The organism is Bifidobacterium hominis, assembly GCF_040095915.1.
Classification (GTDB): Bacteria; Actinomycetota; Actinomycetes; order Actinomycetales; family Bifidobacteriaceae; genus Bifidobacterium; species Bifidobacterium hominis.
Map to the genome: position 1 here is coordinate 311,829 of NZ_JBBMFR010000002.1, position 13,340 is coordinate 325,168.

13 protein-coding genes and 1 riboswitch are annotated in these 13,340 nt (G+C 56.3%); of the genes, 5 read left to right on the forward strand and 8 right to left on the reverse strand.

The genetic code is table 11. The annotated features are described in order from the left end of the window. The first annotated feature begins 124 nt into the window (after positions 1 to 124). Positions 125 to 226, forward strand: a riboswitch (TPP riboswitch). 65 nt (positions 227 to 291) lie between these two features. The 4 genes from WMO36_RS02805 to WMO36_RS02820 are packed head-to-tail and all read left to right on the forward strand — an operon-like array spanning position 292 to position 5,128. Continuing rightward, positions 292 to 1,641, forward strand: a complete 1,350-nt coding sequence (locus tag WMO36_RS02805; RefSeq protein ID WP_144171375.1) for a solute carrier family 23 protein — start codon at positions 292 to 294, stop codon at positions 1,639 to 1,641. A 59-nt stretch (positions 1,642 to 1,700) separates the two neighbouring features. Continuing rightward, entirely contained in the window at positions 1,701 to 2,816 is a 1,116-nt protein-coding gene (locus WMO36_RS02810; protein WP_260846073.1) for a LuxE/PaaK family acyltransferase, read from the forward strand. Then, positions 2,813 to 4,315: an acyl-CoA reductase gene (locus WMO36_RS02815; protein ID WP_099570615.1), complete on the forward strand. Its 1,503-nt coding sequence runs from the start codon at positions 2,813 to 2,815 to the stop codon at positions 4,313 to 4,315. Before WMO36_RS02810 ends, WMO36_RS02815 begins: the two co-directional genes overlap by 4 nt. A gap of 15 nt (positions 4,316 to 4,330) precedes the next feature. Next, positions 4,331 to 5,128 carry an SDR family oxidoreductase gene (locus WMO36_RS02820; protein WP_144165611.1) on the forward strand — a complete coding sequence of 266 codons (798 nt, stop codon included), beginning with the start codon at positions 4,331 to 4,333 and terminating at the stop codon, positions 5,126 to 5,128. A 153-nt stretch (positions 5,129 to 5,281) separates the two neighbouring features. On the opposite strand, the gene hemW is transcribed toward WMO36_RS02820, so the two are convergent. Together hemW and lepA are read right to left on the reverse strand one after the other, a co-directional pair. Then, positions 5,282 to 6,487 carry a radical SAM family heme chaperone HemW gene (gene hemW, locus WMO36_RS02825; RefSeq protein WP_294448245.1) on the reverse strand — a complete coding sequence of 402 codons (1,206 nt, stop codon included), beginning with the start codon at positions 6,485 to 6,487 and terminating at the stop codon, positions 5,282 to 5,284. Beyond that, positions 6,487 to 8,367, reverse strand: coding sequence for a translation elongation factor 4 (gene lepA / locus WMO36_RS02830; RefSeq protein WP_144171373.1), 1,881 nt, complete (start codon positions 8,365 to 8,367; stop codon positions 6,487 to 6,489). The genes hemW and lepA overlap by 1 nt, the downstream gene beginning before the upstream one ends. A gap of 156 nt (positions 8,368 to 8,523) precedes the next feature. On the opposite strand from lepA, the gene rpsT reads away from it, so the two are divergent. Further along, positions 8,524 to 8,784, forward strand: a complete 261-nt coding sequence (gene rpsT, locus WMO36_RS02835; protein WP_003835031.1) for a 30S ribosomal protein S20 — start codon at positions 8,524 to 8,526, stop codon at positions 8,782 to 8,784. A gap of 97 nt (positions 8,785 to 8,881) precedes the next feature. On the opposite strand, the gene WMO36_RS02840 is transcribed toward rpsT, so the two are convergent. The 6 genes from WMO36_RS02840 to WMO36_RS02865 all read right to left on the reverse strand — a co-directional run bounded on the left by WMO36_RS02840 (position 8,882) and on the right by WMO36_RS02865 (position 13,016). Further along, positions 8,882 to 9,631: a trimeric intracellular cation channel family protein gene (locus tag WMO36_RS02840; protein WP_099570620.1), complete on the reverse strand. Its 750-nt coding sequence runs from the start codon at positions 9,629 to 9,631 to the stop codon at positions 8,882 to 8,884. 180 nt (positions 9,632 to 9,811) lie between these two features. Next, on the reverse strand, positions 9,812 to 10,939 hold the full coding sequence (locus WMO36_RS02845) for a branched-chain amino acid aminotransferase (protein WP_003835037.1): 1,128 nt from the start codon (positions 10,937 to 10,939) through the stop codon (positions 9,812 to 9,814). A gap of 569 nt (positions 10,940 to 11,508) precedes the next feature. Next, a complete protein-coding gene (locus WMO36_RS02850) occupies positions 11,509 to 11,922 on the reverse strand; it encodes a GNAT family N-acetyltransferase (protein ID WP_144165616.1) in 414 nt (137 codons plus the stop codon). 85 nt (positions 11,923 to 12,007) lie between these two features. Further along, positions 12,008 to 12,376 (reverse strand): fluoride efflux transporter CrcB, encoded by a 369-nt coding sequence (gene crcB / locus WMO36_RS02855; protein WP_144090649.1) that lies wholly within the window; start codon positions 12,374 to 12,376, stop codon positions 12,008 to 12,010. Then, on the reverse strand, positions 12,373 to 12,882 hold the full coding sequence (locus WMO36_RS02860; protein ID WP_186291075.1) for a fluoride efflux transporter FluC: 510 nt from the start codon (positions 12,880 to 12,882) through the stop codon (positions 12,373 to 12,375). The genes crcB and WMO36_RS02860 overlap by 4 nt, the downstream gene beginning before the upstream one ends. 8 nt (positions 12,883 to 12,890) lie before the next feature. Beyond that, positions 12,891 to 13,016, reverse strand: coding sequence for a hypothetical protein (locus WMO36_RS02865; RefSeq protein ID WP_260805437.1), 126 nt, complete (start codon positions 13,014 to 13,016; stop codon positions 12,891 to 12,893). Positions 13,017 to 13,340 lie beyond the last annotated feature (324 nt).

Below are 13,340 nucleotides of genomic sequence, written 5' to 3' on the forward strand. Positions count from 1 at the left end.
TAACGAATACCCAGAAAAGTCAAGGTACATTTTCTTGAGGAAATGTGGAGAATTCACAACGCACTGGGCTCTCATGCCAACTCATCCAAGTATCGACGCATGCCGTTATGCTGGTTGCCTGTCCGAATAGCACAGGGGGAGCCGATATGTGGCTGAGACGGGCTTTGCCCGGACCCTCATACCTGATCAGGGTAATGCCTGCGTAGGAATGTCACGAACAGTGCGCACATGCGTTCCCCTGTGTCGGCGATCATAGACTGGTCGCCCCCGTAAGGAAGAGAGGGAATTGGCATGTCTGCCATGTCGCAACCGTCCGTTCAGAGCGGATCCGATTCGAAGAAGCTCACTCCAAAGAACGTTTTGCTGGGCTTGCAGCATGTGTTGGTGTCTAATGTGTGGCTTGATCCGGTATTTGTGGCCGGTGCCATTGGGTTGCCGTTGGCCTTGTCTTCGAATATGGTGAACGCCATTTTCATCGTGTCCGGTTTGGTCACGTTGATTCAGGCCACGAAGTTGGTGCGTCTGCCGATTGTACAAGGTCCGTCTGCCGCGTTTGACGCGTTGATGATTGCCGCTGGTACCGCCGGTTCGTTGGCTGCGGCTGGCACGTCGATTTTTGTTAGTTCGCTGATTTTTCTGGTGTTGTGTCTGACTCGTGTGATTGAGAAGATGCGTTTTCTATTTGCGCCGATGGTTTCCGGCGTGATTATTTTTCTGGTGGGCGTTTCGCTGTCGAGTTTCACATTGAGTGAGTTTCTTGGCGGCGCTCCCGGCGATGACGGGTTCGCTGATCCGAAGACGCTGGCCGTGTCTGTGGTGACTTGCGTGTTGGTGGTGGTGCTTTCCCAGTTCGGCAAAGGCATGGTCAGGGCGCTTTCCTATTTGATTGCGCTGGTTGTCGGCACTTCGCTCTCCATAGTGTTTGGCATGGCGGATTTTTCCGGGGTTGCGTCCAAGCCTTGGTTCGGTCTTCCTCAGATCATGCCATATGGCGGTTTTGATTTTGATGCTGCGGTTTTTGTACCGTTCTTCATCGCATATATGGTTGCGATTATGGAAGCGCTTGGCGTGTATCAGGCGGCCAGCGAGATTCAAGGCGTCAAGCTTGAGGATCGCCAGGTTCGTTATGGTTTGTCCGGCGAAGCGGCTGGTTCCGCTATTTCTTCGCTGATCGGTGGCTTCACCACTACCGCATATCCACAGAATGTCGCTTTACTGAAGGTTACGGATGAGGGCAAGTCCCACACACGCGTGCCGGTGATCATCGCCGGTGTGGTGTTTGTGGCACTTGGTTTCGTGCCGAAAGCCGGCGCGATGTTGTCGCTGATTCCCTCCCCTGTAATCGGCGGCATTTTCCTTCCGGCTGCGGCGAGCCTGATCAGTACGGGCTTCAATACACTGCGCAAGGCAGAGCCGGACGACCGATCCCAAGTAGTCATCGGCTTGTCACTGCTGTTGGGTATCGCGTTGCCGAACGCATTGAGCGGTCTTGAGGGCGGCGCTCACGTGTTCTTCTCCAATTCGATTCTGGTCGGCGCGTTCTGCGTGGTGATTCTCAAAGCGTTGCTGATCGATTTGCCGAATCTAATCAATCGTCGCAAAACAGCCGTGGGCAACAACGGGGATCAGGCACAAGCTTGATTCATGGCCAACCGTTACCGAAATTCAACATAGGAAAGGAACATTGCATCATGACATCGATGTCGCTAAACACTGAAGCGCAGCAGGTCAAGGCAGATGTGCTTGAGTTCATCGAAAAATACGGATGCGAAACCGCGCCGGATGAGGCGTTCGACGCACTCGCACGACAGATTTTCGCTTTTCAGTACGCTCATAACATGCAGTATCGCACGTATTGCATGTCTCGCAGGGTGACTCCGCAGACGTTGTCCAGCTGGATGGATATTCCACCGATGCCGGTGGATGGGTTCAAGATGCTGACGCTCACTTCGGTTCCCGAGACGGAGTGCGAGGCCGTGTTTATGACCAGCGGCACCACGCATCCTGGCCAGCGTGGACGCAACTATCATCCTGATCTTGAGGTGTGGGACGCTTCGATGATCGGCCCGTTCCGTCATTTCATCATGCCGGACCGCGAGCGTATACGCATCGCAGTGCTCTCCCCCGCTTGGGAGATGAATCATAATGGTTCGTTGGCCCGTTATCTGACGCGTGCGGTGGAGCGGTGCGGTAGCGAGGGCAGCGGCTTCTTCTTCCATGAGGATGGATTGGACTTCGCGGGCGTGGAGAGATTCCTCAATCAGGCGGTGGCCGATGGCGAGCCGGTGATGCTGATGGGTGCCTCGTCCGCATACCTGTATCTGCTTGACTATCTTGCCAAGCAGGGCAAGACCTATGCGTTGGCGAAGGATTCGCGTGTGTTCGATACCGGTGGATTCAAGAGCACAAAAACCGATATGACGGTCGATGACCTGTATGCGAGGTTCTCTGAAGTGTTCGGCGTCGCGCGCACGCACTGTGTGAACATGTATGGTATGACGGAGTTGAGTTCACAGATTTACGATCAGAATCTGCTGTCGTACTATACGGATGGCTCGTCGAATTATTTGAAGGCCACGCCGTCGTGGGTTCGTTCCGTGTTTCTCGATCCGGCGACCCTCATGCCTGTTCCCGACGGCAAGCAGGGTGTGATCGCGCATTACGATTTGGCGAATTGGAATTCCTGCCTGGCGATTTTGACGGAGGATCTTGGCGTGCGCACCGCTTCCGGTTACGAACTCAATGGTCGTGCGAAGGGTGCGGAGGCACGTGGCTGCTCCATCGCCGTCGATGAGGTGATGGCGGCGAACGCATGAGCGTCATCGATGTTTTCCATGCGCCGCGCGGTTTCGTGTTTCAGGATTTCGAAACGCGCGACATCATCACCGATCATGGTGAGGTCACGTTACGATATCCGGTGCTCACTGCGGAGATAATCCGTGATTTGTGCGGGACGGTACGTCGTAATCGGCTGCAGGCACTGTCGGCATATTCCGTCGAACGCATTGTGGATGTTATCGGTAAGGCTGTGGCATTGTGGACGGATCCCGATTATGAGGGACGTCTGCTTGCCGAATCGTTGATTCCCTCCATTACCGGCTATGATCCGACGATGACGCGCATCGAGTTGAAACGTTACATGCGCATGTTCCGTAGACGCGAGCTGTTGCGTTTTCTCGACGATGAGCTGTCGAGCCCGCGCATGCTGGATGAATACCGTCCGAACAAGTCCGGCGGATACACGCGCCTGTACGGACCGGATCTGACGTTCCACGTGTTCTCCAGCAATGTTCCCGGCATTCCTGTGTGGAGCATGACCATGAGTTTGCTGACGAAAAGCGCGATCATCGGCAAATCCTCGTTCGACGAGCCGCTGATGCCCGTGCTCTTCGCGCGCTCCTTGGCGCAAATCGATCCGGATCTTGCTGACGCTTTGGCCGTGGTGCCATGGCGCGGCGGCACTGTGGAACTTGAAGACATGGCGATCGGCGAAGCGAACGCCGTGATCGCCTACGGTTCTTCGCACACCACCGAAGCCATCCGTCCACGTGTCGGCGCCGGCAAACCGTTCCTCAGCTATGGTGCTCGCATTGGCTTCTCACTGATTGGCCGCGAAGCATTGCGCGCGGACACGCATGTGCAGACCGTGCACCGCATGGCCGTGGACGTGGCCACCTACGACCAACAAAGCTGTTTGGCGCCGCAAACCATCTTCGTGGAACGAGGCGGAGCCATCTCCCCCGCGCAAACCGCCGAACTGCTTGCCCGCGAACTCGACTCGCAGCAGCACAAATATCCAAGATCCACCCCCTCCGATGAAGAATCGCTCGCCATACGCAGAGCGCGTTCAGAAACCGAAATGAAGGCGCTGTTCATGGCGGCACCGGCATCAGACGGTTCCGTGGCCCAAAGCAACCTACAGGCGCCGTTCGTCATCGAATCGCCGCAAGGCACCAACTGGACCGTACTCTACTTCCCCAATACCGACAGTCTCACCTCATTGGCGACCCCACTCAACCGCACCATCAACCTCGTCGCCGTGGACCAGCTCGAAAACGCGCTGCCAACGTTGAAACCATATCGCGTTTGGCTGCAAACCTGCGCGATCGCCGCCAGCTCATCCAGACTGTTCACGCTTGCGCAGCACGTGGGCGAATACGGCATCGATCGCATCTGTCCCATCGGCGAAATGAACCGTGCGAAATCCGGATGGCACCACGATGGCGGATTCAACATCCTCGATCTTGTCAGAGCCGTCGATATCGAACGCAACACTGACCGTTATTCCGACACCTTCGACATCGACTACGAATAATCCCAAGGAAACCCCATGAACCAGCAACCCACAAGTCGACCGCTCACCGGCAAAACAGCCATCGTCACCGGAGCAAGCCGAGGCATCGGCGCCGCAATCGCACTAAGACTCGCGCAACTCGGCGCCAACGTGACCATCGACTACCTAAGCAACAACGAACGCGCGCAACAGACCGCGCAACATATCGAACACGACGCCGCAGCGCTAGGACGCATCATCGTATGCAAGGCAGACGTGACCGACCCAGACCAAGTCAACGAACTCACGCAAACCACGGCCAACACTTTCGGCAGCATCGACATCCTCATCAACAACGCACTCAGTCACTACTCGTTCGACCCGCGCAACCGCAGTACCTTCGACAACACCGACTGGAACGACTATGCAATCCAGCTCGAAGGATGCCTCAAAGGCACCTACAACACCTGCACAGCCACACTGCCATACATGCGACGCCAATCATGGGGACGTATCGTCAACATCTCCAGCAACCTCGTCGACAGCCCCATCGTCCCCTACCACGACTACATAGCCGCCAAAGGCGCACTCATCGGGCTCACACGCTCGCTGGCGCAGGAAGCCGGCGCGTGGGGCATCACGGTGAATGCCATCGCCGCAGGTCTGACCGTAGGCACGGATTCAAGCCGCGCCACTACTGAAGATATTCGCGAACATATCATCGAACAGACGCCTTTGGGACGGCTCGCCACTGCCGACGACATCGCAGGGGGCGTAGCGATGCTGGTGGGTGAGGATGCGCGTTTCATCACCGGACAGACATTGCATGTCGATGGCGGACTCACGATGCGCTGATTGTGAACATCCGGCGACAGCCTCGTTCGAGGCGCTATGCCATCGGGCCTCGAATGCAACAACCTGCATCCGAGGCCCGTTTCAATCTGCACACTGTATCCGCCCATACCAAGATGGGCCATCTAAAACCAATTCGTCAGAGGATTATCGGCATCACAACGAACAGGCGTCGAAGAAACGCTCGATGATGGTGTCGTTGAGCAGGCGTCCGGTTCGGGTTGGAATCACACGTCCGTCACGGATCACGATAAGACCTTCGTCTTCCATGGGTTGGATGCGAGCCATATCAGCCGTGTTTCCAAGGCGGCTCAAATCAAGGCCTTCACGCATGCGCAGACCAAGCATGATGATTTCTTCGAGGTTCTCCTCTTTGGAGATTCGTTCACTTCCCGACCATGGCACATCGCCGGCGTTGATAGCCTGCCCCCACATGCGTGGATGTGCGATATCCCAGCTGCGCAAACCCGAAGTTTTGACTGTTTCGGTTTTTTCCTCCGGCGCAGACTGTTCGACACCCAGCACATTGCCATAGTGGCTGTGCGCACCCGGTCCGAGTCCGGCCCAGTCGACATTGCGCCAGTAGCCAAGATTATGTTGCGATTCATAGCCGGGGCGTGCCCAATTGCTGATCTCGTACCATTCAAGACCGGCCGCTCCCAACAGATCGTCGGCGATCTCATATTTGGTTGCCTCATCGTCGTCATCGGGTGTGGGCAATGTTCCCGCATCGATCTGACGGCCCATTTTCGTATTCGGAGCAACCGTCAACGCATATGCCGAAATATGGTTGACGCCTAAATCAATCGCCGTGCGTACGGAAGTCCTCCAATCGTCAAGGCTCTCCCCCGGTGCGCCGTAGATCAAATCGACGCTGGATCGCATGCCTGCGGCATTCGCGGCCGCAACCCCTGCCGCAACATTGGCTGGGGTATGGGTACGGTCCAAAGTTTTCAGCACGCTTGGCACGGCCGACTGCATACCGAAGGAAATACGGTTGAAGCCGCCGTCCGCGAGTTCCTTCACATAATCGGCGTTCACCGTGTCCGGATTCGCTTCGGTGGTGATTTCCGCATTCTCGGCAATGCTCCACGTATCGCGCACTGCATTCAACATAGCCACCAGATCCGAGGCTTTCAGAATCGTGGGCGTGCCACCGCCGAAGAAGACGGTGGCCGCTTCCGGTTCGTCAATGCCGTGCGCGCTCTGCCAATCGCGAACGATCGACATTTCTCGAATCACCATGTTGGCGTAGTTGCCGCGCGATGCGCCCGCTCCCATATCGACGGCGGTATACGTGTTGAAATCACAATACCCACAGCGACGCATGCAGAACGGTACGTGAATGTAGACTTCGAACATCAGCCTTCGGTCTTCTGGGCTGCACGAATCTTGTCTTTGGTATCACGGTCATTGCCGGCATCTCCGGTCGACAATGCGGCGATGAACGCCTCCTGCGGCACCTCGACATGGCCGAGCATCTTCATGCGTTTCTTGCCGGCCTTCTGCTTTTCGAGCAGCTTGCGCTTACGGGAAATGTCGCCGCCATAGCACTTGGCAAGAACGTCCTTACGCAAGGCACGAATGTTCTCGCGTGCGATGATGCGGGAGCCGATGGCGGCCTGAATCGGGATTTCGAACTGCTGGCGAGGAATGAGCTCACGCAGCTTCTTCGTCATCATCACACCGTAGGAATACGCCTTATCCTTATGCACGATGGCGCTGAACGCATCGACCTTCTCGCCCTGGATGAGAATGTCAACCTTCACCAGATCGGCGGACTGTTCGCCGTCCTCATGGTAGTCCAGCGACGCGTAACCCTTGGTGCGGCTCTTCAACTGGTCGAAGAAGTCGAATACGATTTCGGCCAGCGGAATTCGATAATGCATTTCCACACGGTCGGCGGAAATGTATTCCATGGTGCCCATTTGGCCACGATGGTCCTGGCACAGGTCCATGACGGCGCCGATGAATTCCTTCGGCGTGATGATGTCGGCGGCAACCATCGGTTCGACGATCTGCTTGATCTTGCCGTCGGGAAATTCACTCGGATTGGTCACACGATACACGGAATTGTCTTCCGCGGTGACCTCGTACGGCACGTTAGGCGCGGTGGAGATCAGATCAAGATTGAATTCGCGGCTCAGTCGTTCGGTCACGATCTCCATGTGCAGCAGGCCAAGGAAGCCGCAGCGGAAGCCGAAGCCCAGCGCCACAGACGTTTCCGGCTCATAAATCAGGGCCGCGTCGTTGAGCTTGAGCTTATCGAGCGCCTCGCGGAGTTCCGGATACTGCGCATTGTCGATCGGGAACAGACCCGCGTAGACCATGGGCTGCGGGTCACGGTAGCCTTCGAGCGGATCGGCCGCGGGCTTGAGCGCGGAAGTGATGGTGTCGCCCACCTTGGACTGGCTGACGTCTTTCGCGCCGGTGATAACATAACCGACCTCACCCGCACCAAGCGCCTTTGTAGGCATCATGTCTGGGCTGATCACGCCGATTTCAATCGGATCATGGGTCATGCCAATACCCATCATGTGCAGTTTCTCACGGGAACGCAACTCGCCATCGACCATACGAATGTAGGTGACGATGCCGCGGTAGGAGTCGTAGACGGAGTCGAAGATCAGCGCACGCGCGGGAGCTTCCGGATCGCCGGTTGGTGCAGGAACGTCGGCAACAATGCGGTCGAGCAGTTCGGCCACGCCTTCGCCGGTTTTGCCGGACACGCGCAGCACTTCGGAAGGATCGCAGCCGATCAGGCCTGCGATTTCCTCGGCATGCTTGTCTGGTTCCGCGCTGGGAAGATCGATTTTGTTCAGTACAGGAATGATGGCCAGATCATGGTCGATGGCCATATACAGGTTCGACAGGGTCTGCGCTTCGATGCCCTGCGTCGCGTCGACGAGCAGCACTGCGCCTTCGCATGCGGCGAGAGCGCGGGAAACCTCATAAGTGAAATCGACGTGGCCTGGAGTGTCGATCATGCCGAGGGTATATTCGGTGCCGTCGAACGTCCACGGCACGCGCACAGCCTGCGATTTGATGGTGATGCCACGCTCCTGCTCAATATCCATACGATCCAGGAAACGATCACGCATCTCACGTTCGGGCACGATGCCGCTGAGCTGCAGAATACGGTCTGCCACCGTGGACTTGCCGTGATCGATATGCGCGATGATGCAGAAATTGCGAATCAACGACTGATCGGTGAAACCGGGCTGGTTATGCTGCTGGCCCACGCCATCCTCCTCTTGAAATATTCGACGCAAACGATTCTAACCGCTAGTATCGGCATGGTGAGTCGCGACACTCCTAAGCCCGTTGGCAATTTATCCGCGCGCCATGTTATCATCATCGTTTGTATGTCCTTATAGAAAACGTCGTTTGGAGAAATAGTGGCAAACATCAAGTCGCAGAAGAAGCGCGTTCTCACCAACGAGAAGGCCCACAAGCGCAACGTGGCCGTGAAGTCCAGCCTGAAGACTGCCGTTCGCGCCACCCGTGAAGCTATCGCCGCCGGCGATAAGTCCGCAGCAGAAGCCGCCTACAAGGTCGCAGCTCAGAAGCTCGACAAGGCTGCTGGCGCTGGCGTGATCCACAAGAACCAGGCTGCTAACCGCAAGTCCGGTCTTGCCGTGGCCATCAACGCTCTCTGAGTTTTAGAAGCTCACAGCTAACGAAAATCCCGCAGGTTTTTCCTGCGGGATTTTTTGTTACGCAAATGTCTTCCGTTTAATTACCATCTCACTGTCGCTACCTACGCTTGTCACACTTGCGTTTGTCGGAATCCTTATCAGAATGAATGACCGGTCGTTTCAGATATTTCGCTTCACTTGGCAGATATGTATTATGACGCACCAACGCTCCCGGAAGCTGAATGTCGAAAATCACCGATACCAATCGCATGCTGACCATCAATGCGACGATCAGCAGATCAAGCACCACTTCGGCTGGAAAACTGACGATTCCAGCGTCCACGCCTTTGCAGACAAGCACCGTCAGTACGCACCCCACGGCAGATGGAACCGCATACCAATGTTTGTCACGAATCACCATCGGCACTTCGTTGATGAGCATGTCTCGAATCAGGCCACCTCCAAGCGCGGTGAACATGCCGAGAAAAACCGCGGTCATGCCTGACGTGTGGTACATCATGGCTTTGCTGGTACCGTTGACCGCATACAATCCCAATGCCAGAGCGTCCAACGACAGCATGGACCATTTGAGCTTGTTGATTTCGGGATGGCACACCGCTACAGCCACCGAAGCGAGCAGCGCGACGATCACCAAACCCTTGTCTGATACGCCGACTGGTGGCGAAATACCCAACAGCAAGTCACGGATGATGCCTCCGCCCAGTGCGGTGAGCCATGTGGTGACGAGAATCGCGAAAATGTCGTAGCCTTTGCGCACGGCAGCGAGTCCGCCGCACATGCCGCAGCAGAACGTCGCCAAATACTCAATCCCCCAGAAGAAGGCATTACTTTCCAACGCCACCGGCATGCTTCCCTTTCCCTTCCCTCACTTTCGGATTTCGCGACTTCCCATCGTACACAGACAAAGCGTGAGGACGGAACATGTGTTGCTCGACCGTAGGCTTGGCCGAACGGCCTTGAGTGTGTCGAGCAACATATGTTCCGCCCTCACGCGGGGTCAGAACCCATAAAAGTCAGTCGCGAGAAATCAGCAGACCTTCCACATCCAGTTGTGCGGATCCTCGATCTCGCCAAGCTGGATGCCCAGCAGCTGGTTGCGCAGGTTCACGGTGAATTCGCCGGAGTTGCCGTCGGCAACGGTCACGTCGAACTTCTCGGACTTGAAACGACCGATCGGGGTGATGATGGCTGCGGTACCGCAAGCGAACACCTCGGTGACTTCGCCGGACTTGATGTCTTCGAGCAACTGGTCCAGAGCGATCATGGTTTCGACCACGTCGTGGCCGTTGTCCTGGATGAGCTGAATCAGGGAGCGACGGGTCACGCCCGGCAGAATGTTGCCGGTCAGAGACGGGGTCTCCACGTGGCCGTCCTTGTGCACGACCATCATGTTCATGCCGCCAAGCTCCTCGAGGTAGGTCTTGGTAGCGGCGTCGACGAAGCAGACCTGCTCGCAGCCGTGGTCGATGCCGGTGTATTCGCCCAGCAGGGATGCGGCGTAGTTGCCACCGCACTTGGCGAAGCCGGTGCCACCAGGGCCGGTGCGGAACCACTTGTCTTCAACCCAGATGCTGACCGGCTTCACGCCGCCTGGGAAGTACGGGCCGGACGGAGATGCGATCACGCAGTAGTCCACTTCCTGCGGAGCACGCACGCCGAGGAACGGCTCGGAAGCGAACATGAACGGACGCATGTACAGGGTGTACTCGCGGCGGGTCGGAACCCAGTTCACGTCACGCTTGACGAGGGCGGCCACGGAACCGATGAAATCGTCGATCGGCAGTTCCGGCAGGTACAGACGCTTGGCAGAGTTCTGGAAACGCTCGGCGTTCGCATCCGGACGGAACAGCCAGGTGGAACCATCGGCATGACGGTAGGCCTTCAGACCTTCGAAGCATTCCTGAGCGTAGTGCAGAACGGATGCGCCCGGATCCATCTTCAGCGGCGCATACGGCTCGATGCGGCGGTCTCCCCAGCCTTCGCCCTTGGTCCAAGTCATGTGGGCCATGTTGTCGGAGAAGACCTGACCGAATGCCGGCTTGTCGATGAGTTCGGCACGTTTGGCGTCGGATGCCGGGTTTTCGTTCGGGAGCACGGTGAACTTCTCGGTGAGCTTGTCAAGCTCTGCCGGATCGTGATGATTCTGTTCAGTCATTCTTTACTTCTTCTTGTTGCAGCCGCCCGAAAGCGGCCAGCGGTTGTTGGTATTCCAGTGCTTGTGGCACCGGTTCTGGTTAGTAACTTTCCCACATCATAATCTCTTTCGATTACAAGCGTTCGCGATATGAGATAGGAAGAAACATCCTGCGAAAAAGTTGCCGCCCTCACGCCGGTCGGCACCCACCGCAGCTTCGTTCGACTAACAAGAGCTCCCAGGGTTGGGCACTGTCAGGAGGCCTAGGGAACTGCTGTTAACTGCCATGGTGCATCAACTTCCTTTACCCCGGAAACAGCACAGCGGCGCAACCTCTGCCCGCCATCCGCGGGCAGCATCGACAAGACACCCCCTATGCACGTATCCGCGCTACATATGGCAGATTTGTGAACTTGACCGGGGACATCTCGCCTATATATGGCAGAACTTGCTGGAAAAAGACCACATAGGGGGTACGAAAATGACCAAATGCTCCGCCCAACCCTCCAATGTATTGGCGGATACTCGAAAAAGCAATACCCCCGTCATTAGACGGGGGCAATAAGATTGTTGGCGTCACGATGCTTGTTTCAGCGGCGTTCTCCCGGATTGCGGATCTGCATGGCCACGCCGTCTTCCATGATTGAGAAGCCGTGCTTCTGATAGAAGGTGGCGTTCTTGCTTTCTTCCGGCATGACTTCAATATAAAGGTAGTCGCGGTATCTCTCTTTGACCATGCCCACCAAGTGGCCTGCGATGCCATGACCCTGATATTCCGGATCGACCAGCACGTAATGCATGTAAGCCACCATCTCAGTGTCATCGAGCACGCGCACCAAGCCTACCAAGCGGTCGCCGTCCCATGCGCTGAACACGGTGGACGATCCCATCAGAGCCTTGTGCAGACGTTCCGGATATTCACCCGACACCCATCCGACGGACCGGAACAGTTGCTGCGTCTGTTCTTTGGTGAACTTCTTTTCATCGGTATACGTGATTTCCATAGCCCCGAGCGTAGCTGCATGTTACGCGCGGACTTAAGCCAGTCTCTGCATTGGGACATGATTTTGGAATCACGTTTACGTTGGCTCAGGCCAGCCAGTAACCGCACGCAACGGCCATGACAGGCACGACGATCGAAGCCAGAGCATAACCGATGAAACAAGCGATTTTCCCATTGCGCAGGAGCGTAACCGTCTCGTTCATCATAGTTGAGAACGTTGAGAAACCACCAAGAAATCCTGTTGCGAGCAGTAGGCGGCAGTCGGGGCTTATGGTGTTCGCCGCGAACAATCCCGCCACCAAGCCGGCAAGCAGACCGGCCACAACATTGATGGCAAACGTCGAAAGCGGGAACGTTTTGCGCCACAATGCCTTGATATACGAATCGCAGATATAGCGCGCGGCCGCGCCAACGCCACCGCATGCGCATACGCCGATCGCAAGCATTACGCTCATCGGATCGCCTCCTTGTCAGCATGTTCGTCTTTGTTTCGTTCCGCCAACCACGAACCGCATAAGGCACCGGCATAGGCGAGCGCAAAACCGACAATGAACGTTGCGCAGCAATAGGTGAGGACGCTGGGAATCGCGTGATCGTCAATCATCATGAATTCTTCCAATGCGAGCGTGGACATGGTGGAAAGGCCTCCGCACATGCCCATGCCGAATCCACGATTCACGTATTCTTTTGCACGGCCTTTCAACAGACTGGAAGATCCCAGCCATGCGGAAAGCGCCGCATATACGAAGCAGGCCACCATATTAGCTGCGAATGTGCCGACGTGAAAGCTGCCCACGTCCGCAATGAACGAGCTCGCATACCGCAGTCCCGTGCCGACGCATCCGCCAAGGAATACCACCATCACCACATCAAGCCGAATAATACGCTTATTCAAATGTTTCTCTCTTCCGCACCGTCTCACTTTGTCTCTCGTGCATTGTTTCCGTGCACCGTCAGTCATACTAGTCGTTATTCGATTGGAATGCTGATGCACGTCACGTATTTGCCGGAATCCTGCGTCAGACCATTGTCGATCAGTGTGATCTCACGTGGGAAGCCTACCACCGTCAAATGATGATTCTCGATATAGTCCATTAATGTGCGGCATCAGGATGGCTGCCGGGAAAACGGATCGTCACGCAGTCCGTCTCCGGCAGTACGCAAACGTTCCCCTCGCACCCGACAGTGCCATACGGGTTCACTGAACGTATAGGCGAGTATAGCCCGTATCCACCCGTTATACCAATATTGCGTAAGAAATGCAGGATTCGCCGTCAGTTTCGTATGCCTTCCAGCTCATAGAACGGATGTTGCCGGGGTACGAAAAAGCCCATGTGCGTCTTGAACTGCGCCCCGTTTGTTGGACGTTGTTAATTAGGATACAGCCCTAGACCGCGAGGGACATGCTCCGGAACTCCT